Origin of the sequence: Marinobacter metalliresistant (assembly GCF_038098645.1) — a bacterium.
GTDB classification, from domain to species: Bacteria; Pseudomonadota; Gammaproteobacteria; order Pseudomonadales; family Oleiphilaceae; genus Marinobacter; species Marinobacter metalliresistant.
Genome location: NZ_CP101118.1, coordinates 3,864,283 through 3,888,040, shown reverse-complemented (window position 1 = coordinate 3,888,040; position 23,758 = coordinate 3,864,283). Strand labels below are relative to the sequence as shown.

Genomic DNA, 23,758 nt, shown 5'->3' with positions numbered 1-23,758 from the left:
TACTGGGGTGTCGCCAAGTGGTAAGGCAACGGGTTTTGATCCCGTCATGCGCAGGTTCGAATCCTGCCACCCCAGCCACCTTTCTCCCGCTTCTTCTGAATCAAACCCCGATACTGAGAAGGATGCCGTCGTGTCCAAACTGATGATTTTTGCCGGCAATGCCAACCCCGAGCTTGCCAGAGCCATCGCCCAGAAACTCCACATTCCCATGGGTCAGGCCACGGTAGGCCGCTTCAGCGACGGCGAAACCACCGTCGAGATCAATGAGAATGTCCGCGGCCATGATGTGTTCATCATCCAGCCGACCTGCTACCCCACCAACGATAACCTGATGGAACTGATCGTGATGGCCGACGCACTTCGCCGTGCCTCCGCAACACGTGTCACTGCCGTTATCCCGTACTATGGATACGCCCGCCAGGATCGCCGGGTTCGCTCTACCCGCGTTGCCATCAGCGCCAAGGTGGTAGCCGACATGATCTCCAGCATCGGTGTTGACCGGGTTCTGACCGTCGACCTGCACGCCGACCAGATCCAGGGCTTCTTTGACATCCCGGTAGACAACATCTATGCCACGCCGGTGATGCTTGATGACATCTTCAAGCAGCGTTTCGAGAACTTCGTGGTGGTCTCTCCGGATGTTGGCGGCGTCGTTCGCGCCCGCGCCGTCGCCAAGAAACTGGACGACGCCGATCTGGCCATCATCGACAAACGTCGCCCGAAAGCCAACGTCTCGCAGGTCATGCACATCATCGGTGATGTAAAGGACAAGACCTGCATCCTGGTGGACGACATCATTGATACCGCCGGTACCCTGTGCAAGGCTGCCAACGCCCTGAAAGAGCACGGAGCTGCCAAAGTGGTTGCCTACAGCACCCACCCTGTACTCTCCGGTCCGGCCGTTGATAACATCAATGCGTCCCAACTGGACGAACTGGTGGTCTGCGATACCATCCCGCTGGGTGACAAAGCGAAGAATTGTGATAGAATCCGCGTCCTCGGAATGGCCGGGCTGCTTGCGGAGTCTATTCGCCGCGTAAGCAACGAAGAGTCCATCAGCGCCATGTTCGAGAATGTCTGAACGGTCATCTGGCCATATTTTTCAGGCATAACAGGTAGTTGCCGGGTCGGGAGCCTACACAGGCTCCCGACTCTTTTACTCAGCCGGAAAACCCGGCTTTTCAGAAACATCACCTGATCCAACGCCTGGTCGCGGGCAGTTCAGGTGACGATTGAGGTTAATACCATGTCTCAGGAATTTGTTATCGAAGCATTTCCTCGCGACGATCAGGGGAGAGGTGCGAGCCGCCGCCTGCGTCGTGAGGAGCGTAAAATTCCGGCCATCATCTATGGTGGCGGAAAAGGCGCAACTGCGGTTTCCATCTGGCACAACGAGCTGAAAAAGGCTCTGGAAAACGAAGCATTCTTCTCTCACGTTCTGACCGTCGAACTGAATGGCAAGAAAGAAAGCGTGATCCTGAAGGATCTGCAGCGTCACCCCTACAAGCCACTGCTGACCCACGCTGACTTCCTGCGCGTCGACAAGGATCACGAGATCCACGTAAACGTTCCGCTGCACTTCATCAATGAAGAAAGCGCACCGGCCATCAAGCTTCAGGGCGGCGTAGCGAACCACCAGATCACCGAAGTGGAAGTGATCTGTCTGCCGCAGAACCTGCCCGAGTTCGTCGAAGTGGACATGGCTACCGTGGAAATGGATCAGGTAGTTCACCTGAGCGACCTGAAACTGCCGAAAGACGTCAAGATTGCCGCTCTGCTTCAGGGTGAAGATCACGACCTGCCTGTAGTGGCTATCCACAAGCCGCGCGGCGCCAAGGTTGATGAGGCCGAAGACGGCGAAGAAGGTGAAGAAGGCGAAGACAAGGAGTAATGACTCCTGTACTGACGAGGGCAACGGCGAATGGCGCAGGATATTGTCATGGTGGTTGGCCTGGGAAATCCCGGGGCCGACTACGAGAATACCCGCCATAACGCCGGCGCCCTGTTTGTCGAAGCCCTGGCCCGTTCCGCGGGCCAGGCGCTCCGCCCAGAGAAGAAGTACCACGGGCTTTACGCCCGCATTCAGTGGCAGGGCCTCGACCTGCATCTCCTGAATCCCACCACCTTTATGAATCGTAGCGGCCTGGCCATCAAAGCGCTGGCAGACTTCTTCAAGATTCAGCCCCAACAGATTCTGGTTGCCCACGACGAGCTTGATCTGCCACCAGGCACCGCCAAACTCAAGAAAGGCGGCGGCCACGGCGGGCATAACGGCCTGCGGGACACCATTGCCCACCTGGGCACCAACGAATTCCAGAGATTGCGCATCGGCATTGGCCACCCCGGCGACAGCCGCAAGGTAACCGGTTATGTTCTCGGCCGCCTGGGTAAACAGGAAACCGAGCAACTGAACGCCGTAACGGATGAAATCATGCGGGTACTGCCCGATGCAGCCAACGGCAAACTTGCCGCCGCCATGAACCGCCTGCACGGCTTCAAACCGGCTCCCTGACACACCCCCTTACTCGCTTACACCCCCATACACCGGTATAATCCGGCCAAATTTTCCAGTACCAGCAGAGGCATTCCATGGGATTTAACTGCGGCATCGTCGGCCTTCCCAACGTCGGCAAATCCACCCTGTTCAACGCGCTCACCAAATCCGGCATAGGTGCGGAAAACTTCCCCTTCTGCACCATCGAGCCCAACGCCGGTGTAGTCGCCATGCCGGACCCGCGTCTGAACAAACTGGCCGAGATCGTAAAGCCCGAGCGCGTTGTGCCAACCACCATGGAGTTCGTCGACATCGCCGGCCTGGTAGCAGGCGCGTCCAAAGGTGAAGGTCTGGGCAACCAGTTCCTGGCCAACATCCGCCAGACCGACGCCATTGCCCACGTAGTCCGCTGTTTCGAAGACGGCAACGTTATTCATGTGGCCAACAAAGTCGATCCCGCATCGGATATTGAGGTGATCAACACCGAACTGGCCCTGGCCGATCTGGAAACCGTGGAAAAGGCCATCAAGCGGGTACAGCGTGTGGCCAAGAGCGGAGACAAGGAAGCCAAGGCCCAGCTCGAGATGTTCGAAAAACTCCTGCCGGTGCTGAACGAAGGCAAGCCGGTGCGCAGCATGAACCTGGACAAGGACCAGATGGCGCTGGTTCGCGAGCTGTGCCTGCTTACCGTCAAGCCCACCATGTACATCGCCAACGTGAACGAAGACGGCTTCGAGAACAACCCGCACCTGGATACCGTGCGCAAGATCGCCGAATCCGAGAACGCGGTGGTAGTGCCCATCTGCAACAAGCTGGAAGCCGAGATTTCCGAACTGGAAGACGACGAGAAAGCCATGTTCCTGGATGAAATGGGCATGGAAGAGCCCGGCCTGGACCGGGTGATTCGCGCCGGCTACGGCCTCCTGGGCCTGCAGACCTACTTTACCGCCGGAGTAAAGGAAGTCCGCGCCTGGACCGTCAAAATCGGCGCCACCGCGCCCCAGGCCGCCGGTGTGATCCACACCGATTTTGAGCGCGGTTTTATCCGTGCTGAGGTGGTGAGCTACGACGACTTCGTGAAGTACAACGGCGAAGCCGGCGCCAAGGATGCCGGCAAATGGCGCCTGGAAGGCAAGGAATACATCGTGAAGGACGGCGACGTCATCCACTTCCGCTTCAACGTGTAACTTTTCAGGAAAAACTGGGCCCGAAGCCTTGACAGAAAGAGCCCAAATACTGAAAATACGCGCCTTGTTTGGGGCGATGCCCAAAGCGAAATGGCAAGGTAGCTCAGTTGGTTAGAGCACAGCACTCATAATGCTGGGGTCGGCGGTTCGACTCCGCCCCTTGCTACCAAGATTCAAAGGGCTACGATTTACGTCGTAGCCCTTTTTTTGGTTTTGCCGGCGGTTGTACCACAACGCTCACAAAGCGCCGCCCTTCTCTCGCGCGGCAGCAGCGCTGGCGATCTGTTCTCCCATTCGCGTGATATGGTCAATCGCATCCCCAATATCATTGAGAGACTGCGCTACCTGTTCGCTCAGCACCCGATTGTCTTCCACCTGCTGCAGTCCGGCCTGCATAACCGTTGCCGTTTGCTGGCTTTCACCCACCAGGCTTTCGATAACCTCCCGGATCTCGGAGGTAGACGCTTGTGTTCGTTGCGCCAGAGAACGCACTTCGTCAGCCACGACGGAAAACCCCCGGCCATGCTCCCCCGCCCTGGCGGCTTCTATGGCCGCATTCAGCGCAAGAAGGTTGGTCTGATCCGCAATCTCCGTGATGACATCCACCACGCGCCGTATATCCGTGCTCTTGTTTTCCAGGGAACGGATTTTCTCTGCCACCTGCTGGATTTCGTGGGACAGGCGAATCAGGGATTCCCGCCCCTTCTCGCCCCTGGCTGCCAAGATCCCGGGCTTGCGAGCCGGAAAAACCCTGGAGCAACTGGTCTACCTCAGCGATTGCCGGGTCCGCCTTCCGGAACAGCACCTCCGCTTCGGCCACAAGCTCCTGCTCCCGGGGGGTTAGCTTGGTGGCCGTGTATTTGCGCCACGTGCCCCGGATTCGGTCCTGGGCGTCAGAAACCTGCGTAGGCTGTGCTCCAAGCAGGGAAAATCCGTTTCTTTAGGTTGGGGGGCTAACAATATATGTAAATAAAAAAGTCATTCGTTAGAATGGTCACAATATTTTGCTTTATTTTGACTTCACCCGGCCAGCCACCAGGCCGGCACTGCATTTAGCGCCTGAACCTTCAAACCGTTCCGGGTTCTCGTGCTATGCTTCGCCTGTTGTTGTGGCGCGCAAGGATCCTACCCCGGTGAGAGTTCTTCCGATTGTTCAGATCGTCGGCTTTTTGCTGATTTTGCTCAGTTTTCTGATCACCTTACCCGTTAACCTGCTTGTTCTTGGAGAAACGCCGGATCAGCAAGCATTCGTTACCTCGGCACTGATCTGTTTTGGGGTGGGTTTCCTTTGCTTCATGGTAACCGGCAGAAAACGCCACGGGCTGAAACAGCGGGAGATGTTCCTCCTGACCGTTTCCGCCTGGGTTATCATCCCTTTCTTTTCCAGCCTGCCGCTTCTTTTCAGCGATCTGGGCCTATCGGTCACTGACGCTTTTTTTGAGAGTATTTCCGGCATTACAACCACCGGCTCAACGATACTGACCGGGCTCGACGACATGCCGGCCGACATTCTTCTCTGGCGCTCACTCATGCAGTGGATCGGGGGGATAGGTATCATCGGGATGGCCGTGGCGATTCTGCCTTTCCTGCGTATCGGGGGTATGCGCCTGTTTGCCACCGAATCCTCCGAGTGGACCGAAAAAGCCGTGCCCCGCACCAACCGGCTTGCCCGGGGGCTTGTCTTCAGTTACCTCGCGATCACCCTGAGCTGCATCGGCGTTTACTGGTTGCTGGGTATGGATCTTTTCAATGCCGTCAATCACGCACTCACAACTGTCTCAACCGGAGGCTATTCCACTTCTGACAGCTCCATGGGCCAGTTTGACAACTCCCTGATCTTCCTCGCCTCCTCGCTCTTTATGGCCCTTGGCGGCATTCCGTTCTTCCTTTTTGTCAGGCTGCTGAATGGTCACTACACGCCACTGCTGAGGGACAAACAGGTTCATTTTTTCCTGCAGTTCCTTCTCATTGCCGCGCTCATTATCACGCTTTACCGGGTGGTGACCGCAGGCGCACCGGTGGCGGAGGCCTTTGTTCATGCCCTGTTCAACGTAACCTCTGTGGTCACCACCACCGGCTACGCCAGTGAGGACTATATGCTCTGGGGGCCGCTGGTGATAGTGATCTTTTTCTTCCTGACCTTTGTCGGCGGATGCTCCGGCTCCACCAGTGGCGGCATGAAGATGTTCCGCTTCCAGCTTTCAATGCTTCTGCTCAGGGAGCAGATGATCCGGTTGCTCCACCCCAGAGCCGCCATGGGACGGCGTTATAATGGCCGGGTCATCAGTGACGAGATTATTGCCTCTTCAGTCGCCTTCTCTTTCATCTTTCTCGCGACTCTCGCCCTCGCCTCTGCCGTGCTCGCGGCATTGGGCCTGGATCTGGTCACCAGCCTCACCGGCGCCGCCACTGCACTGGCCAACGTTGGCCCCGGGCTGGGCGATACCATTGGCCCGGCCGGAAATTTCCAGTCGTTGCCGGATGCCGCCAAGTGGGTTCTGATGGTGGTCATGCTGCTTGGGCGGCTGGAGTTGCTGAGCGTTCTGGTGCTGCTTTCTCCTCACTTCTGGCGCGGCTGAAAGCCGTCTTTGGCGCTGTTTTCGGCTCCGGGAACGGTCCTCCCGGCACATTCTCTGTGGCATACTGAAGCCCGGATCCAATAACGCCAACTCCCCGTTCGCAAGGAAGTTACTATGAAATTCGAGACGCTCGCCCTGCATGCCGGCTTCAAGAGCGACCCCACTACCCGGGCCGCCACCACGCCGATCTACCAGACCACGTCCTACACCTTCGATGACACCCAGCACGGTGCCGATCTGTTTGACCTGAAGGTTCAGGGCAACATCTATACCCGCATCATGAACCCCACCAATGCGGTTCTTGAACAGCGGATGGCCGAACTGGAAGGCGGCGTTGGCGCCCTGGCCGTGGCCTCTGGCATGGCCGCCATTACCTACGCCCTGCAAACCATCTGCAAGGTTGGCAACAACATTGTCAGCACCAGCCAACTGTATGGCGGCACCTACAACCTGTTCGCCCATTCCCTGCCCAATCAGGGCATTGAGTGCCGAATGGTACCTCATGATGATTTCGATGCCGTGGAAAAGGCGATTGATGACAACACCCGCGCCCTGTTCTGCGAGTCCATCGGCAACCCGGCTGGCAATGTGGTGGATATCCAGCGCTGGTCCGAGATCGCCCACAAGCACGGCATTCCGCTGATGGTGGACAACACTGTCGCCACGCCGTTCCTGTGTCGCCCCTTTGAGCATGGCGCGGACATAGTGATTCATTCGCTCACCAAGTACATCGGCGGTCACGGCACGACTGTGGCGGGGGTCGTGGTCGACTCCGGCCAATTCGACTGGAAAGCCAGCGCCGCCAAGTTCCCGATGCTGAACGAGCCGGATCCGTCCTACCATGGCGTGGTCTATACCGACGCCCTCGGCGCCGCCGCCTTTATCGGCCGCTGCCGTGTAGTGCCGCTGCGCAACACCGGTGCAGCCCTGGCGCCGTTCAACGCCTTCCTGATCATGCAGGGTCTGGAAACACTGGCGCTGCGCATGGAACGCCACTGCGAGAACGCGGAGAAAGTGGCCAGCTTCCTGCAGAACCATCCATCGGTGGAATGGGTGAACTACGCGACTCTGTCCAACAGCCCCTACAAGGCCACCTGCGACAAGATCTGTGGCGGCAAGGCCTCCGGCATCCTGAGCTTTGGCATCAAGGGTGGCCGGGAAGCCGGTGCCAGATTCATCGATGCGCTGGATCTGATCCTGCGCCTGGTGAACATTGGCGACGCCAAATCCCTGGCCTGTCACCCGGCCACCACAACCCATCGCCAGCTGAACCCGGAGGAACTGAAAAGTGCCGGCGTGAGCGAGGACCTGGTGCGACTGTCGATCGGCATCGAGCATGTCGACGACATCATTGCCGACATCACCCAGGCCCTGGACAAAGCCCAGGCTTGATGACGATCAACCGGGTACGACCAATGTCGTGCCCGGTATCCCCGTGATTGCCCGTACCTGCCTTGTAACTCCCCCGCCAGCCCATTACTCTTTAGTGTTCCCCAAGCCTTTATGAGAGTCCGGTTGCAATGAGCGACAGCGCAAAGCCCCGCATTACCAGTGGTTCCAAATTCCGCAACGAGCATGGTTTTTCAGCCATCAAGGATGGCGTCAAGCGGTCATCAAAGCAGGAAGCCACACCGGTGGAGCGCAAGCCGAAATGGCTGAGGGCACGCATGCCCGGAGGCGAACGCTATGAGGCGGTTCGCAAGAACGTCGGTGAGCATCGCCTGAGCACCGTTTGCCAGGAATCCCATTGCCCCAACATCGGCGAGTGCTGGACCGCCGGGACCGCCACGATCATGGTGATGGGATCGGTATGTACCCGGGCCTGCAAATTCTGCGCAGTGGATACCGGCAACCCGAAGGGCTGGCTGGATGTGGAAGAGCCGGAGAATACCGCCAGGTCGGTGGAGCTGATGGGCCTTCGCTACATCGTGCTCACCTCAGTGGACCGGGACGATCTGGACGACGGTGGTGCCGCGCACTATGCCGCCTGCGTATCCGCCATCAAGCAGCGCACCCCGGAAGTGGCTGTGGAAGCACTGACTCCGGATTTTGACGCGGTGATGTCGGATGTTGAGAAAGTGGTGGATTCCGGGCTGGATGTCTTCGCCCAGAATGTGGAAACCGTGAAACGCCTGACCAGCCACGTGCGGGACCGCCGCGCCGGTTATGAGAAAACCCTGAGCGTACTGGAACACGCCAAGAAGCACCGGCCGGATGTGCTTACCAAGACCAGCCTGATGCTGGGCCTGGGCGAAACCGAGAAAGAAATCCTGGAAACCATGGACGACCTGCGGGCCATTGGCGTGGATATCCTGACCCTGGGCCAGTACCTTCGTCCTACCCCGAACCACCTGCCGGTGGAACGCTACGTCACGCCCGAAGAGTTCAACCGCTACCGCGAGATCGGTCTGGAAAAAGGCTTCATGGAAGTGCCGTCCGGCCCCATGGTCCGCTCCAGTTACCGTGCCGATAGAGTCTTCGATAAAAACAATCTTGGTCTCGCCGTACAGGAAGTCCCCCAGGCCTCCAAAGCCATGCAGATTCCGGTGAAGGCCGTCGACTGAGAACGCCCATGCTGAAACTGCTGCGAAATGCCCGGCTGAAGTACAAATTCTGGTTGCTGAACATTGTCGTTTTTGCAGTGCTTTGCCTGCTGGTGCTCTATGCCATGCACACCATTGCAGGACAAACCGGCAAAGCCCTTAATGACGTGTTTGCCGAAACGGCGCCGGGATTCGCGCTGGTGGTCGCGGTTCTCATGGCGCTCGAAATGGCCGGCTCCCAGTTACTGATCTCCTTTATAGAGCGCCATGTGAATCGCCTGAAAAACACCATGGTGGAGGTACAGGCCTCTGGCAACCTGAGCCAACGGGCCGATGTGGATTCCACTGACGAAATCGGCGAAATGGCCAGCGCCTTCAATGCCATGCAGGACCGTACCGTGGGCGTTGTAAAGAGCATGAAGGAAGCCATTGATCGCCTGCACAGCGAAGTCCGGGAACTGACCGCGGCTGCCGAAGCCCGCCGGGATGATCTGAGCCGCCAGCAGGCAGACGCCGACCGCTCCGCAGACGTCATCGGAACCATGCTGCAGAGCTTCACTGGTATTGCCGAACAGGCCGGGATCGCCAAAACCCTGTCCCACGAGGCCCGGGACACCGCCCGTGACGGCAGCAAGCGTGTCGGCCAGAGTGCAGACAGCATCCGCAAACTGGCCGATGTGGTGCGCGATTCCGCCAGCAGTGTCGAGGCCCTAGCCGAGAACAGTCACGAAATCAGTCATGCCATCACCGAGATCCGGGGTATTGCCGAGCAGACCAACCTGCTGGCTCTGAATGCCGCCATCGAGGCGGCCCGGGCCGGTGAACAGGGCCGCGGGTTCGCGGTAGTGGCAGACGAAGTGCGCAATCTGGCGCAGCGGGTTCAGGACTCCACCGATCAGATTCAGGGCACCATCGATCGGTTGCTCAATGCCATGAGTACCGCCGTGAACCGGATGACCGGCAGCTCCGAGGGTGCCAGCCGCTGCGTCGAGGACTCCGAGGAAGGCCTCCGCGCCCTTGAGGCCATCAACGAGGTGGTCAGCCGGATTGATCAGACTAACCAGGAGATCGCCAATGTGTCCGCTGAACAGACCGCCGGCACCGACGGTGTCCTGGCCAATGTTCAGGGTATCCGCGAAACCACCCAGAACATGGTGATCCAGCTTGCCGAGAGCGCCGAAATGAGCAAGCGCCTGAAGCGGCTGATTGATTCCCTGGAAGAAGCATCCTCAAAGGTCACGGTTCACTGAGGTTTATGGCACACTCTGCACTCGTCTGAACCGGCAGAGCAGTTGTCCATGGACACTTGGTATACCTGCCAGAAAATGGTTCGGGTGTTGAGTCTGGCTTTGGCTCCTGGCCTTCCTGGTTCAGGAGCTGGCGTGACAGGCTACAAATAAAAAAGGCCACACCCAAAGATGCGGCCCTTCTCCAGAACAGCTAGCGGGAAGCTAGATCACTGCATACCCTGGCCCTGCTGCTGCATCATCTGGCGCTGCTGCATTTGTTGCTGCATCTGCTGCATGCGCTTATCGAGCTCGTCACGCTGTTCCTGGGTAAACACATTGTCTACCTTGGCCTGCATCAGCGTGGACAAGGCCGCAATTTCGCCGGTGACATCGCCCAGTTTTTCGGCGTGCTCGCGAATGGCGGCCTCATCAAAATCGGATTTGATCTCACCCTGCATCTGCTGCTGCAGCGCACGGGCTTCCTGACGGAGCTCGCCGATCTCACCCTGCATCTCGTCGATGATGGCGCGGATCTCCGTTTGCTGATCCCCGGACAGGCCCACCATTTGCGCCAGCTGATCAACCTGGTCTGGCTGTCCACCAGCGGCTTGTTGGGCCATGGCGGGAACCGAAAGGCTCAGGGCGACCAGAGCAGTACCAAACAGTTTTACAAGCTTCATAAAGTTCTCCGTTAACAGGGTGGTCACAACGTGAATACCACCGACATACATTGGTTTCGTCGTTCAGGCCCTACACCCTAAAACATCCGCACGCGGTTTTTCACCCCGATCAGCCCTGTTTTTGTACATACTTCTCACTATCCCCCGCCACAAACCGCCACACACGGGCATTCAAACAAATGTGAAAGTTTAGTCATTCCCCTTCATAATGGCGCCGATTACAGACAGCCGGAGCAGAAAAGATGGCAATTAACTGGTTTCCAGGGCACATGCACAAGGCCCGCAAGGAGATCAAACAGGTGATGCCGCAGATGGATCTCATCATTGAGGTGGTGGATGCGCGGATTCCTTTCAGCAGCGAAAACCCGCTGGTGCCGACCCTGCGTGGCGAAACGCCGCTGATCAAGGTATTGAACAAGCGCGACCTGGCAGACCCGGAGATCACCGAGCGGTGGCTGGTCTGGCTCGAGAAAGAGCGTGGGGTGCGTGCCATTACCCTCACTCACAATCAACGCACCGAGACGTTGTCCATCCTCAAGCTTGCCGAGGAAATGACGCCAGATCACGATCGCCAGAAAAGCGCATTGCGGGTGATGATCCTGGGCATTCCCAATGTCGGCAAGTCCACCCTGATCAATACCCTGGCGGGACGGCCCGCAGCCAAAACCGGGAACGAGCCGGCGGTCACAAGGGCGCAGCAGGCCATCAAGCTGCCCGACAACATCCTTCTGTACGACACCCCCGGCTTCCTCTGGCCCAAGCTGTCTCCGGAAGCCTGCGGATACCGCCTGGCGATCACCGGCGCCATTCGAAGCTCGGTGCTGGATTTCGAGGACGTTGCCATGTTCGAGGCGGACTACCTGCTCGAGGCCTACCCGGAGCTGGTCAAGGCCCGCTACGGTTTTGAGGAGCTGCCGAAAGACGGTCTGGGACTGATGGATGGTATTGCCGCAAAACGTCGGTTTTTCGGTCGGGGTGGCGTTCCGGATCTGCACAAGGTGTCAGAGGTTTTACTCAACGAATTCAGGGCCGGAACGCTGGGGCGTATCTCTCTGGAAACACCGGAGATGGTTGAGCGTGAAGCCCGGGAGGCAACCAGCTAACCGCCCCCTTACCAAGGTCAAATATCGCATTCGGCCCAAAGCGCCTAGACTGTTAGATAACGTAATTGATCGCAAGGTCGGCCATTTCGGCCGGCCGGGAAGGAGGAATTTATGAGACGCGTCGTCGTCACCGGTATGGGCATCGTTTCCTGCCTCGGCAACTCACTGGATGAGGTCAGGGACAGCCTGAAAAACGGAAAGTCTGGCATTCGCTTCAACGAAACCTACAAGGAAATGGGCTTCCGCAGCCAGATTGCCGGTTCTGTGGACGTAGACACATCCGTTATCGACCGCAAGATCCGCCGCTTCATGGGCCCTTCCGCCATGTACAGCTATCTCGCCATGGAACAGGCCATTGCCCAGGCGGGCCTTACCGGAGATCTGATCTCCAACGACCGCACCGGCCTGATTGCCGGTTCCGGTGGTGCGTCCTGTTCCAGCCAGGTTGAAGCCACGGATATCATGCGTGCAAAAGGCGTCAAGCGTATTGGGCCTTACATGGTGCCGCGCATCATGACCAGCACGGTGTCAGCCTGCCTGGCCACCGCGTACAGGATCCGGGGCGTAAACTATTCCATGTCGTCTGCCTGTGCCACCAGCGCCCACTGCATTGGCCACGCTATGGAGCAGATCCAGGCCGGCAAGCAGGACATCGTGTTCGCCGGTGGTGGCGAGGAAGAAGACTGGAGCCTGACCATGATGTTCGACGCCATGGGAGCCCTCTCCACCAAATACAACGAAGCGCCGGAAACGGCTTCCCGCCCCTTCGATAACGGCCGGGACGGGTTCGTGATCGCCGGCGGTGGCGGCATGGTGGTTCTGGAAGAACTGGAACATGCGAAGAAACGGGGCGCCAATATTATTGCCGAGCTGACAGGCTATGGCGCCACCTCTGATGGCTACGACATGGTAGCCCCCTCCGGCGAGGGCGCACAGCGCTGTATGAAACAGGCCATGGCCACGATCCGTGGCAAGGTCGACTACATCAACGCCCACGGCACCAGTACCCCGGTAGGCGATGTGGCTGAAATGGGCGCGGTACGTGCCACCTTCGGATCCGACATTCCTGCCATTTCCTCAACCAAGTCACTGTCCGGGCATTCCCTGGGCGCTGCCGGCGCGCAGGAGGCAATTTACTCGCTGCTGATGCTGCAGAATGGTTTCATGGCCGGCACCGCAAACCTGGTCAATGTGGATGAGAAAATCGGCGATATTCCACTGGTGGGCCCTGAAGGCCGCGAGGCAGACCTGGGCACCGTGATGTCCAACAGCTTTGGTTTTGGCGGCACCAACGCCTCGCTGGTCTTTGAGAAACTGTAAATCCTCTCTTGCAAGGGCCCTTGGGCCCTTTTTTAAAAAAAATAAATTCTAAGACCATCCCGCTTGATCATTGGCAAAGACAGTCATCCGTATTAAGGTACATTGTTGATATGAATCAAATCGGACGGATCATTACGTATGGCTCAAGCAATTCCGTTTCGTCAGGCATTTCCCCTGAAGGCGTCCTGCCACCAGTGCAGCCTGAGCAACCTGTGCCTGCCCCTGGCCATTGCAGAGAACGACCTGGACAGACTGGAAGATATCGTCCAGCAGGGGCGGATTTTCAGTCGCGGCGAACACATCTTTGACCAGAGCGCGCCCTTTCGCTCCTGCTTTGCGGTAAAAAGCGGATCGATCAAGACGTCAATCATTACCGAAGGTGGTGAGGAGCAGGTCACCGGGTTCTTCATGCCCGGTGAGCTGGTCGGCCTCGACAGCATGAGTAGCGAGAACTACGCCTGCACAGCCAAAGCTCTGGAGAGAACCAGCGTGTGCGAGTTTCCGGTGGATAAACTGGAGGAGCTGACCGGCAAGCTGCCGGATTTGCAGCACCACATGTTTCACCTGATGAGCCAGGAAATCCAGAACAGCCATCAGCTCGCGATGCTGCTGAGCAAGAACACAGCCGAGGAGCGCATTGCTGCCCTGCTGCTGTCACTGTCCAGCCGATTCCAGCGCCGGCGCATGTCCCCCACCAACTTCAGCTTGCCGATGGCGCGGAACGATATTGCCAACTTCCTCGGGCTGGCTGTAGAAACCGTCAGCCGGGTGTTCACACGATTCCAGAATCAGGGAATTATCAAGGCCCGAGGCCGGGAGGTTGAACTACTGGACGTCGAGGCCCTGCAGTTGGTTACCCGCGAGTTCTCACGGCAGTCTAATCCCTAAGCTCAGGCAAAGCAGAGCCCGCCCGGGAGTTATCCGGCGGGCTCGCCGGTCACTTCCCTGCCATTGGTCTGTTTCAGCATCGACAGCTCATCCACCAACCCGGAGCGCCAGGGCAGCTGCTTGATACCGAAAGTATTTCGGATCTTGGTGCAGATCAGTGTGGTGTTCACTGGCTCAAGATGTCCCCAGCCGGGCACCTCATCGACTACCCGGATACCCTCGGGAATACCCGGAAGCCCGGCGATCGCGAGCCCAAGCTCGTACAGGTTGATTTCCTCGGCACCGGCATACTGATAGGTGCCCCATACTTCGGCACCGCAATCGATCTGAAGCACCATTGCCGTTATCACCCGCGCAAGATCACGAACCGCAACAGGCTGGCCGCGGCACCGCCCGGGCAGTGACAGAGTCTCGCCTGCCGCAGTACTGACCTGCATCTTCCGGATGAACCGCGCCAGGCTCCAGCCGGTTCGCAGAATAATGTGTCTCGGCAGCAGCGTGCGCAACGCCTGCTCGCACTCCCACTGCCAGTTACCCAGTTCGTTGACCGGCTGGCCCGGGTTGGAGGTGATGTAGCCGCTTTGCTTTCGGCCATCGAAGACGTAGCATGAGGACAGCTGGAGCAGCGCCATACCACGACCATGGGCAAACCCGGCCATTGCTACCGGCAATGAAAATGCCGCCATGCGGGCTCCCTCAGGATCCTTTTCGGCGACTTCAGGGTTCGCCATCCAGAGCGCATTTATGATCAGGTCGGTATCCTCGGGAATCCAGTTTTCCAGGGCGTCCAGATCTGCATTGGCGGGGTCACTGACGAGCAACGGACTGACGTGCAGGTGCGTTTCCCGCAGGCGCTCCAGCAAAATCTTCCCCAAAGGGCCGTAATCGTGAACAACAAGTACATGCACGCGGGTTCAATGCCTCCGGATATCACTGATGTGACGGTAGTTCCGAACCGGTCTGGCCAATGGCTTACGATTTCCGGTCCCTACACTATGACGAAGTCTGAATTTAATTCTTTGCTTTCCCTTTCAAGAGCATACAACAACAGGAACTGTCATGCTGAAGCAACAGAGTCACATTGTGGCGCCGATCCCCGATGGGCTGCGAACCCGTGCCCTGTATACCGTCGGCGAACTTCGCGAACGAGGCAGGGCCGACAAGGAAGCGATCGACAAACTCTTCAACCTGATCGTGGAGATGACCGAAGAAGGTCTGGATTTCTTTTTCCTTGAGCCGCTTCGGCGACTGCACGCGAGCAGCATGATGATGGGCATGGCAAAAATGGGCATCGGCAGCATGCTCAAGGGAAGCAAAATGGTCGTTCACAAGGTTCTGAAAAAACTCGACGACCGAAGCCTGGCTGCCATTCTCGACTTCATCGAGGAAATTATTCACGAGCCGGAGCAGGCCTGACGGCCAGCCGGGCAAAATCACCGGTATTGCCGCCCAACCCGTGCAGTGATACCGGTCAGAAGTTCGTAGGATATGGTGCCGGCGCAGGCAGCCACCTCATCAACACCCACGGTTCTGCCCCACAGCTCCACACTGTCCCCTTCTCTGGCCTCCGGTGCTCCGGTCAGATCGACAGCCAGCATGTCCATGGACACCCGGCCAATGAGCCGGATTCGCCGACCATTGATGGCAGCGGGCGTATTCGTCCCGGCGTGTCTTGGGTAGCCATCACCATAACCGACGGCCACCATACCCATCCGGGTGTCCTGGTCAGCCACCCAGCCGGCACCATAGCCGACGGATTCCCCGGCACGCACAACACGGGTGCTGATTAACGGCGCTTCCAGCGACATGACCGGTTCAAGGCCAAGCTCCGGGCCGGTCTTGCCAATCACCGGAGAACCGCCATAAAGCATGATGCCGGGTCGGCTCCAGTCATACAGGGGCTGACCGGCAAGAAAATGGGCGGCCGAGTTACCAACGCTTTTCATTAATCCGGGCCAGGACGCAGTTGCCTGCTCAAAGACCGACGTTTGATCGGCAGTCATGGTGTTTTCGGCATCGTCGGCGCAGGCAAAATGGGTCACAAAACCCAGCAGCCTTTCACTGGCCTTCATGGCTTCCAGCCGAATCATCACCCCGCCCAGCTCGCCTGGATGAAACCCCAGCCGGTTCATACCGCTGTTAACCTTCAGCCAGAACGCCGGCCGTTGATCCGACAGCTCCAGCCACGCCAGTTGCTGGACACTGTGAAGTACCGGCTCGAAATCCTGCTGCGCACAGTCGGCCAGATCCTCACCGGCGTGGACACCCTGAAGCAGCACAACCGGCTGTTCCAGGCCACTCGCACGAATGGCCACAGCCTCTTCCAGACAGGCTACCGCGAATTTCGGTACCAGGCTGTTCAGGGCCGACGCCACCGGACCAATGCCATGACCATAGCCATCAGCCTTTACCACGGCCATCACCTGTGCACCGCCGGCACGCCGGCAGGCAGTCTGGTAATTCCGGCGAAGTGCCTCAAGGTCTATCCGGGCGACCGTGCTCCTCGGCATTAATACTCTCCGCCGTAGTCGCTGTAATCGCCGTGGGCCAGGTCCTCGAATTTGGTGTACTTGCCGATAAACGCCAGGCGAATGGTGCCTATGGGGCCGTTCCTCTGCTTGCCGATGATAATCTCGGCGATACCCTTGTCCGACGTATCCTCGTTGTACACTTCATCCCGGTATACGAACATGATCACGTCGGCATCCTGTTCAATCGCGCCGGATTCACGCAGATCCGAGTTAACCGGGCGTTTGTTGGGCCGCTGCTCAAGACTCCGGTTGAGCTGGGACAGGGCAACCACTGGGCAACTCAGCTCCTTGGCAATCCCCTTCAGGGACCGGGATATTTCTGAAATTTCCGCCGTCCGGCCCTCGGTGTTACCAGGCACCCGCATCAGTTGCAGGTAGTCGACCATGATCAGGCCAATCCTGCCACCGTTCTCCCGGGCGATACGTCGGGCCCGGGAGCGCAGCTCGGTGGGGCTAAGGCCCGGCGTATCATCAATGTAAAGCGGTTTGTCCTTGAGCAGGCTGACCGCGGACGTCAGGCGAGGCCAGTCGTCTTCTTCCAGTTTGCCGCCCCGGACCTTGGTCTGGTCGATACGCCCGAGTGAAGAGAGCATACGCATGGCCAGCGCATCTGCCGGCATCTCCATACTGAACACCAGAACCGGCGTGCCGGTGCTGATCAGCGCATTTTCAACAATGTTCATGGCGAAGGTGGTCTTACCCATCGAAGGACGACCGGCCACAATAATCAGATCCGAAGGCTGCATTCCCGAGGTCTGCTCATCCAGGTCCTTGAATCCGGTGGTCAAACCGGTGGTTTGCTCACCGGATTCAAACAGCTCCTCGATCCGGCTCAGGGTCTTGGCCAGAATCGGGTTGATTGCCTGGGGCCCGGACCCTTCCTTGACCCGCGCTTCGGCAATCTGGAACACGTTCCGTTCGGCCTCATCCAGAATTTCGTTGCTGTTCCGGCCCTGAGGGTTGAACGCGGAATCGGAGATTTTGCCGGAAACCTCCACCAGTTGCCGCAGGACAGAGCGTTCCCGAACAATATTGGCGTAGGCCTGGATGTTGGCCGCTCCCGGCGTCTTTTCCGCCAGTTCGGCCAGATAGGACAGCCCCCCGGCATCTTCAATATCCCCTGCCCGCTCCAGAAACTCGGCGAGGGTCACCACATCCAATGGCTCGCTTTCACTGGCGAGGCGCTCCACGGCGCCAAAGATTAGCCGGTGATCCTGTCGGTAGAAATCGCCAGCCGAGATGATCTCGGAAATCTCATCGAACCGACGGTTGTCCAGCATCAGGCCACCCAATACCGCCTGCTCTGCCTCAACAGAGTGGGGAGGGACCTTGATGCGACTGGTTTCGAGATCGGTACTCGCGGGCTTCAGATTGGGCTTGGCCATGAAAACATCTTCAGTTGGATGTCAAAACCACGACAGTTTAAGCGACCTGCCGCTGCAATGGGAGAGGGTTACCAGACCGTAACAGCATACCAGAAAGCAGCAGGCCCGAAAGCCGCAAGATGCGGTTCGGGCCTGTTGGGCAGGCCGGTCGATGCCTTCGAAAAGACAGCGCCGGCCACCAGCGTATTACCAAGGCCGGGAAACCCCGGCTCCGCTTTCAGGAAAAACGGTTTACTCGGCAACAATCGCCAGCTTGATGGTGACTTCGACGTCTGAGTGCAACTGAAGCTCAATCTCGTATTCGCCGGTCACACGCAGCGGGCCTTCCGGCAGACGAACTTCGCTCTTCTCAACTTCGGTGCCACCGGCAGTGATTGCGTCAGCAATGTCACGCACACCGATAGAGCCGAACAGCTTGCCTTCTTCACCAGCTTTGGAGCTGACGGTGAAGGAAGCACCTTCCAGAGCCTCGGCACGGGCCTGGGCAGCAGACAGCTTCTCGGCAGCTGCTTTCTCAAGCTCGGCACGACGCTCCTCGAACGCCTTCAGGTTTGCTTCCGAGGCAGGTACAGCCTTGCCATACGGAAGCAGGAAATTACGACCGTAACCGGCCTTGACCTTTACCTTGTCACCCAGGGAGCCAAGGTTTGCAACTTTCTCGAGCAGAATAACTTCCATCTCGTTAACCTCTTCGTGCTTTATTCAGCCGGCCCGGCAGGTTTTATACGCCTCCGGATATCCAGCCAGCTATCCACAAAAGCCAGAACCACTAACAGAATCATCAGGCTTGGGCCCAACAGAACCAGTGCTATATAAAACAGCGCCAGCCACTGCCCACTCAGCTTTTTCAAACCAACAATACCGTGAACCAGCGCCAGGCTCGCCAAAAACAGCGGCGTTCCCGCGGCCCAGGCCAGCAGCATGGCGTTCAGACCGAGAAACGGACCCACCACCATGGTTACCGCACACAACACTGCAATCGGCGGAGACAGCCTCAGACCATGGAATTCCTTGCGGAATCCGCCGGGGTTATAAAGCCCCGCCTGCCAGGAGCGCGCCAGCATGGTCATGCCCACACCTGTTGCCAGGTAGGTGCCTGCCATGCTCGCGTTCATGGTGTCCCGAATCACTCTCTCAAGGTCATCCCCGAGACTCTTCGCAATTTCGGCGTTGTACTGTTGGTAAAAGCTCACCCCGGTCTGGACCAGATCATCCAGCAGGCCGGGATAGATCACAGGCAACATCAGGCCTGTGACGATTCCGAGAAAACTCCCTCCGAGAAGGGCCTTCTCCCAGGACTGCGTGGTTCGGATAAGCGCCGCCATCAGCATCACCTGAAGCAGTACCGCCAGAGCCGTCGGGTCTTGCCCGAAAATGCTCCAGCCGAGTGCCGGTAGCAATGCCCAGAGCCCGATGTTGAGCCCCTGACTGATGCCGAGCCTGAGAATAACCAGGCCGACAACGGCTGCGCCAATCCAGAACAGCAGGGGTATGGCAGTGGTTACTGCTGCTACCCCGCCCGCCTGCAGGGGACCGCGCATTACATACTGTGCAAGTGCACGCATGGTCCCAAGTCCCGTGTCTCTGTTACTTAGTTATCGTGGCTGTCCGAGTACGGCAGCAGTGCCAGGTAGCGGGCGCGCTTGATAGCGGTAGCCAGCTGACGCTGATAACGTGCTTTGGTGCCGGTGATGCGGCTGGGCACGATTTTGCCGGTTTCAGTGATGTAGCCTTTCAGGGTGTCCAGATCCTTGTAATCGATCTCTTTAACACCCTCTGCCGTGAAGCGGCAGAACTTACGACGCCTGAAAAAACGAGCCATAACTTAACTCCTCAACTCCGGTTAATTACTCTTCTTCGTCCTGGGTTTCAGCCCGCTGACGTGGCTCGTCAGATTCGGCTGAACGACGCGGGCGATCATCGCCGCCACGACGGTCTTCACGGGACTCGGAAGCTTTCATCGGGGACAGGTCCGTATCAGCACCATCGCGGCGCAGGATCATGTCGCGGATGATGGCATCGTTGAAACGGAAGTTGTGAGTCAGCTCGTCCATCGCTGCCTGTGAACATTCAACGTTCATCAGTACGTAGTGAGCCTTGTGAATCTTGTTGATCGGGTAAGCCAGGTGACGACGGCCCCAATCTTCCAGGCGATGTACCGTACCGCCATCTTCAGTGATGACGCTGGTATAACGCTCGATCATCGCGGGCACCTGCTCGCTCTGATCCGGATGTACCATAAAAACGATTTCGTAGTGACGCATGAGTTCTCCCTACGGTTTAAACAGCTTCCTTTTTACCGGCCAGATTGAAAAATTCGCGACCGGCAAACATGAAAGCAAGGAGTTGACAGCCTGGGCTGCCGGTTTCTTTTTGCTTTATCAATAAGGCTTTGCGAGAAAGGCTTGATCAAAAGCGAGACCTTGCACTGCCATCATTCAGGCAATACAAAACCGCCCCTTCGAAAAGGGGTGACGTATTCTAGGCGGGTGAGCCCCGGTGTGCAAGGGTTAACCAAGTCGCTGGCGCAGAGCTTCGTATAGGCAAACACCCGTAGCCACCGACACGTTGAGGCTGTCCACATGGCCCAGCATTGGAATGTTGATCAGCTGATCGCAGTGCTCACGGGTTAAACGTCGCATTCCCTTGCCTTCAGCACCCATCACCAGCGCCACCGGGCCCTTGAAATCTGCCTGGTACAACGTTGCATCCGCCTCACCGGCGGTGCCAATCAGCCAGACACCCTGCTCCTGAAGGCCCCGCAGGAAACGGGCGAGATTAGTCACCCGCACGAACGGCACCGTCTCTGCGGCACCACACGCAACCTTACGAGCCACCGGAGTCAGTGAGGCAGACTTGTCTTTCGGCACAATCACCGCCTGAATACCCACGGCATCGGCCGTACGCATGCAAGCGCCAAGATTGTGGGGGTCGGTTACCCCGTCAAGCACCAGCAGGAATGGCGCCTTGTCACTGCCAGCCAGCTGCGCCAGAAGATCATCTTCCGTCCACTCCCGGCTTTCACTGACCTCTGCCACAATGCCCTGGTGTACACCGGCAACCCGCTCGTCGAGCTCCCTTCGATGCACCACTTTCCAGCGCACACCCAGCGTATCCAGCGCATCGGTAATGCTCTTGACCCGCTTGTCCTGCCGGCCGGTCTGAATCCAGACCTGCTCCAATCGTTCAGGCTCACGCTTGAGAACTGCCTCAACCGTGTGCCAGCCAAACACAAACTCTCCGGACACTGATTCTGTTCCCTGTTACTTACCTGAATTACGGGGCTTGCGCTGCTTGTTGGCGCCGGAGGACTTACCCGACGCTTTGCCGGACTTTTTCTTTGTCGCCTCTTTTGCCGCTTCCGCGACCAGCTGCTCCCTGGCACTGGAGGGCTTGCCACCTTTTTTGGGGCTCGCACTCTCCGGCTTTTTCTGGCCACGGGAACCTGAAGACGTACCGCCTTTCTTGCGGCCGCCCCGGTCTCCCTTACCCTTTTCACCGCGCTTGCCGCCCTTGCCGGGGCCCTCACGCTTGGAAACGTCCAGAGCATCCCGGTCGGCCTGGCGCCGCTTCGGAGTACTGATCAGTTCCAGATCAATCTTGCGATCCTCCATCCCCACGCGGACAACCCGCACGCGGACTTCATCGCCCAGACGGAAGCTCACCGCGGTGCGCTCGCCAATCAGGCGATGCTTGGCCGCATCGTGATGGAAATAGTCACCACTGAGGGTGGAAACGTGAACCAGCCCCTCGATGTAGATGCCCGACAGATTCACAAAGAAGCCAAACGGCACCACGGCAGCAATAATGCCATCGTACTCTTCGCCTTCATGGTCCTTGAGGAACTCGCACTTCAGCCAGGCCATGACATCCCGGGTGGCATCGTCCGCCCGACGCTCGGTCATGGACACGTGCTCGCCGAGCCGCTCCATGCTGGCATAATCGTAAGGGTATTCAGCGAGCTCGGGATCCGTAACCGGTGGGGTTACGATATCTTTCTTCACTTCAGGATTGTGAATACGGGACTTGATCGCCCGATGCACGATCAGATCCGGATAGCGACGGATCGGCGAGGTAAAATGGGTATAGCTGGCAAACCCGAGGCCGAAGTGACCGCTTTGTTCCGGGCTGTAGACCGCCTGGCTGAGCGAGCGCAACATGACCATCTGGATCACATTGGCATCCGGCCGGTCGGCCACTTCGGCCAGCAGAGCCTGGTAATCGGCAGAGCTTGGCTTGTCTCCACCACCCAGTTGCAAACCCAGCTCACCCAGAAACAGGCGAAGGGCATTCAGTCGCTCTTCAGAGGGCCCGTCATGCACCCGATAAAGTGCCGGCATTTCGTGTTTCTTGAGGAAACGGGCCGTAGCTACATTGGCGCACAGCATGCACTCTTCCACAATCTTGTGCGCATCGTTGCGTTGCACCGGCACGATTTCCTCAATCTTGCGCTCGGCATCAAACACAATTTTCGTTTCGGTGGTCTCAAAATCGATAGCACCACGCTCAGTACGCGCCCGCCGAAGCAACTTATACAAGTCGTACAGGTTATGGAGATGCGGCAGAAGATCCGCGTACTGGGCCGCCAGCCGGAAGCCCTGCTCGGTATCCGGCCGCTCCAGCATGTCGCTGGCCTTGTTGTAGGTCAGCCGGGCGTGGCTGCGCATCACCGCCTGATAAAAGGTATAGCCACTGATGTTGCCGGCCGCACTGATGGTCATGTCGGCCACCATACACAGGCGATCAACATCGGGATTCAGGGAGCACAGGCCATTGGAGAGTTTCTCCGGCAGCATCGGCACCACATGGTCCGGGAAGTACACCGAGTTGCCCCGGCGAATGGCCTCTTCATCGAGCGGAGACTCAGGCCGTACATAGTGGGACACGTCGGCAATCGCCACCACCAGGCGATAACCACCACGGGGACGGGGTTCGCAGTAGATCGCGTCGTCAAAGTCCCGGGCACTCTCATCGTCAATGGTGACCAGCCGCATATTGCGGATGTCCACCCGGTTTGCCTTGTCTTTTTCGGCAACCTCAGCGGGAATCGATGCGGCCTGCTCACCCACTGCAGGCGGCCAGCTGTGGGGAATATCGTAGGAACGGATGGCGACATCAATTTCCATTCCCGGCGCCATGTGCTCGCCGAGAATCTCGATCACCCTGCCGGTTGGCTGGGTGCGAATTGTGGGCTGACGCAGAATTTCCACCACCACGTACTGGCCGTGATATGCCTCGCCAGCATGCTCCTCCGGTATCAATACCTCGTGGTTGATCCGGGCATTTTCCGGTACAACAAAGGCGATACCACTTTCCTTGAAGAATCGACCAACCGTCTGCTCGGTACGATGCTCCAGCACCTCAACAATGACACCCTCCCGGCGACCGCGGTCATCGACCCGGTCAACCCGGGCGGCAACCCGGTCACCATGAAATACCTGGCGCATCTGGCGCGCTGTCAGGAACAGATCGGAGCCACCATCGTCCGGCACCAGAAAGCCGAAGCCATCCTTGTGGCCGATGACCCTGCCCGTTACCAGATCGGCTTCTTCGATAGGGAGGTAGGCGCCACGGCGGTTACAGATCAGCTGGCCATCCCGGCACATGGCAATCAGGCGCCGACGGAGGGCTTCGATACCTTCCGGCGAGTTCTGTCCAAGCTCGGAACACAATGTTTCATGTGTTGCGGGAGCCCCGCGATCCTTAAGATGCGAGAGGATAAATTCCCGGCTTTGAATAGGGTTATCGTATTTTTGGGCCTCACGACTGGCGTGAGGATCCCGGTCTTTCTTATTTCTGGAAACCATTCGGATCCTTGC

General features: G+C 58.2%; 23 protein-coding genes and 2 tRNA genes. 14 read left to right on the top strand and 11 right to left on the bottom strand.

Annotated features, from left to right (window positions below; translation table 11 throughout):
• Positions 1–3: 3 nt before the first annotated feature.
• The 6 genes from NLK58_RS18175 (at position 4) to NLK58_RS18150 (ending at position 3,850) form a co-directional block, all read left to right on the top strand.
• A tRNA-Gln gene (locus tag NLK58_RS18175) sits at positions 4–78 on the top strand.
• A 52-nt stretch (positions 79–130) separates the two neighbouring features.
• Positions 131–1,081: a ribose-phosphate diphosphokinase gene (locus tag NLK58_RS18170; protein ID WP_117619737.1), complete on the top strand. Its 951-nt coding sequence runs from the start codon at positions 131–133 to the stop codon at positions 1,079–1,081.
• A gap of 165 nt (positions 1,082–1,246) precedes the next feature.
• Positions 1,247–1,891, top strand: coding sequence for a 50S ribosomal protein L25/general stress protein Ctc (locus NLK58_RS18165; RefSeq protein ID WP_117619736.1), 645 nt, complete (start codon positions 1,247–1,249; stop codon positions 1,889–1,891).
• Between the two features lie 30 nt (positions 1,892–1,921).
• The gene (pth, locus tag NLK58_RS18160) at positions 1,922–2,512 is read left to right on the top strand and encodes an aminoacyl-tRNA hydrolase (protein ID WP_117619735.1); all 591 of its coding nucleotides are present in this window, start codon (positions 1,922–1,924) and stop codon (positions 2,510–2,512) included.
• 77 nt (positions 2,513–2,589) lie between these two features.
• Positions 2,590–3,681: a redox-regulated ATPase YchF gene (ychF, locus tag NLK58_RS18155; RefSeq protein ID WP_117619734.1), complete on the top strand. Its 1,092-nt coding sequence runs from the start codon at positions 2,590–2,592 to the stop codon at positions 3,679–3,681.
• 92 nt (positions 3,682–3,773) lie between these two features.
• Positions 3,774–3,850, top strand: a tRNA-Met gene (locus NLK58_RS18150).
• Between the two features lie 68 nt (positions 3,851–3,918).
• Here the strand turns inward: NLK58_RS18150 and NLK58_RS18145 are convergent.
• Positions 3,919–4,404, bottom strand: coding sequence for a methyl-accepting chemotaxis protein (locus tag NLK58_RS18145; protein WP_319922338.1), 486 nt, complete (start codon positions 4,402–4,404; stop codon positions 3,919–3,921).
• 410 nt (positions 4,405–4,814) lie between these two features.
• On the opposite strand from NLK58_RS18145, the gene NLK58_RS18140 reads away from it, so the two are divergent.
• The 4 genes from NLK58_RS18140 to NLK58_RS18125 all read left to right on the top strand — a co-directional run bounded on the left by NLK58_RS18140 (position 4,815) and on the right by NLK58_RS18125 (position 10,053).
• Positions 4,815–6,260: a TrkH family potassium uptake protein gene (locus NLK58_RS18140; protein ID WP_341581414.1), complete on the top strand. Its 1,446-nt coding sequence runs from the start codon at positions 4,815–4,817 to the stop codon at positions 6,258–6,260.
• Positions 6,261–6,374: 114 nt separating this feature from the next.
• Complete coding sequence (locus NLK58_RS18135) at positions 6,375–7,652, top strand: aminotransferase class I/II-fold pyridoxal phosphate-dependent enzyme (RefSeq protein ID WP_341581413.1); 1,278 nt, start codon at positions 6,375–6,377, stop codon at positions 7,650–7,652.
• A 128-nt stretch (positions 7,653–7,780) separates the two neighbouring features.
• Positions 7,781–8,824, top strand: a complete 1,044-nt coding sequence (lipA, locus tag NLK58_RS18130) for a lipoyl synthase (protein ID WP_341581412.1) — start codon at positions 7,781–7,783, stop codon at positions 8,822–8,824.
• Between the two features lie 8 nt (positions 8,825–8,832).
• Positions 8,833–10,053, top strand: coding sequence for a methyl-accepting chemotaxis protein (locus NLK58_RS18125; protein ID WP_341581411.1), 1,221 nt, complete (start codon positions 8,833–8,835; stop codon positions 10,051–10,053).
• Positions 10,054–10,259: 206 nt separating this feature from the next.
• Here NLK58_RS18125 and NLK58_RS18120 read toward each other — a convergent pair whose 3' ends face one another.
• The gene (locus NLK58_RS18120) at positions 10,260–10,712 is read right to left on the bottom strand and encodes a Spy/CpxP family protein refolding chaperone (protein WP_227539338.1); all 453 of its coding nucleotides are present in this window, start codon (positions 10,710–10,712) and stop codon (positions 10,260–10,262) included.
• A 242-nt stretch (positions 10,713–10,954) separates the two neighbouring features.
• Between NLK58_RS18120 and ylqF the strand changes: the two genes are divergently transcribed.
• The 3 genes from ylqF (at position 10,955) to fnr (ending at position 14,023) form a co-directional block, all read left to right on the top strand.
• On the top strand, positions 10,955–11,815 hold the full coding sequence (gene ylqF / locus NLK58_RS18115) for a ribosome biogenesis GTPase YlqF (RefSeq protein WP_341581410.1): 861 nt from the start codon (positions 10,955–10,957) through the stop codon (positions 11,813–11,815).
• Positions 11,816–11,926: 111 nt separating this feature from the next.
• Entirely contained in the window at positions 11,927–13,135 is a 1,209-nt protein-coding gene (gene fabB, locus NLK58_RS18110; protein ID WP_117619726.1) for a beta-ketoacyl-ACP synthase I, read from the top strand.
• Positions 13,136–13,273: 138 nt separating this feature from the next.
• Positions 13,274–14,023: a fumarate/nitrate reduction transcriptional regulator Fnr gene (gene fnr, locus NLK58_RS18105; protein ID WP_117619725.1), complete on the top strand. Its 750-nt coding sequence runs from the start codon at positions 13,274–13,276 to the stop codon at positions 14,021–14,023.
• A gap of 29 nt (positions 14,024–14,052) precedes the next feature.
• Here fnr and NLK58_RS18100 read toward each other — a convergent pair whose 3' ends face one another.
• Positions 14,053–14,931 carry a sugar nucleotide-binding protein gene (locus NLK58_RS18100; protein WP_117619724.1) on the bottom strand — a complete coding sequence of 293 codons (879 nt, stop codon included), beginning with the start codon at positions 14,929–14,931 and terminating at the stop codon, positions 14,053–14,055.
• Between the two features lie 151 nt (positions 14,932–15,082).
• Between NLK58_RS18100 and NLK58_RS18095 the strand changes: the two genes are divergently transcribed.
• Positions 15,083–15,439 (top strand): hypothetical protein, encoded by a 357-nt coding sequence (locus tag NLK58_RS18095; protein WP_117619723.1) that lies wholly within the window; start codon positions 15,083–15,085, stop codon positions 15,437–15,439.
• A gap of 17 nt (positions 15,440–15,456) precedes the next feature.
• On the opposite strand, the gene alr is transcribed toward NLK58_RS18095, so the two are convergent.
• The 8 genes from alr to rnr form a co-directional block, all read right to left on the bottom strand.
• On the bottom strand, positions 15,457–16,533 hold the full coding sequence (gene alr, locus NLK58_RS18090) for an alanine racemase (RefSeq protein ID WP_117619722.1): 1,077 nt from the start codon (positions 16,531–16,533) through the stop codon (positions 15,457–15,459).
• Positions 16,533–17,939 carry a replicative DNA helicase gene (dnaB, locus tag NLK58_RS18085; RefSeq protein WP_117619721.1) on the bottom strand — a complete coding sequence of 469 codons (1,407 nt, stop codon included), beginning with the start codon at positions 17,937–17,939 and terminating at the stop codon, positions 16,533–16,535. The genes alr and dnaB overlap by 1 nt, the downstream gene beginning before the upstream one ends.
• A gap of 231 nt (positions 17,940–18,170) precedes the next feature.
• A complete protein-coding gene (rplI, locus tag NLK58_RS18080) occupies positions 18,171–18,617 on the bottom strand; it encodes a 50S ribosomal protein L9 (protein ID WP_341581409.1) in 447 nt (148 codons plus the stop codon).
• 20 nt (positions 18,618–18,637) lie between these two features.
• On the bottom strand, positions 18,638–19,504 hold the full coding sequence (locus NLK58_RS18075; protein WP_117619719.1) for a hypothetical protein: 867 nt from the start codon (positions 19,502–19,504) through the stop codon (positions 18,638–18,640).
• Positions 19,505–19,530: 26 nt separating this feature from the next.
• Positions 19,531–19,761, bottom strand: a complete 231-nt coding sequence (gene rpsR, locus NLK58_RS18070; protein WP_007154918.1) for a 30S ribosomal protein S18 — start codon at positions 19,759–19,761, stop codon at positions 19,531–19,533.
• Positions 19,762–19,786: 25 nt separating this feature from the next.
• Positions 19,787–20,203 carry a 30S ribosomal protein S6 gene (gene rpsF, locus NLK58_RS18065; protein ID WP_117619718.1) on the bottom strand — a complete coding sequence of 139 codons (417 nt, stop codon included), beginning with the start codon at positions 20,201–20,203 and terminating at the stop codon, positions 19,787–19,789.
• A 246-nt stretch (positions 20,204–20,449) separates the two neighbouring features.
• On the bottom strand, positions 20,450–21,187 hold the full coding sequence (gene rlmB, locus NLK58_RS18060; RefSeq protein ID WP_117619717.1) for a 23S rRNA (guanosine(2251)-2'-O)-methyltransferase RlmB: 738 nt from the start codon (positions 21,185–21,187) through the stop codon (positions 20,450–20,452).
• Between the two features lie 15 nt (positions 21,188–21,202).
• Positions 21,203–23,746 (bottom strand): ribonuclease R, encoded by a 2,544-nt coding sequence (gene rnr / locus NLK58_RS18055; protein WP_117619716.1) that lies wholly within the window; start codon positions 23,744–23,746, stop codon positions 21,203–21,205.
• Positions 23,747–23,758: the final 12 nt, after the last annotated feature.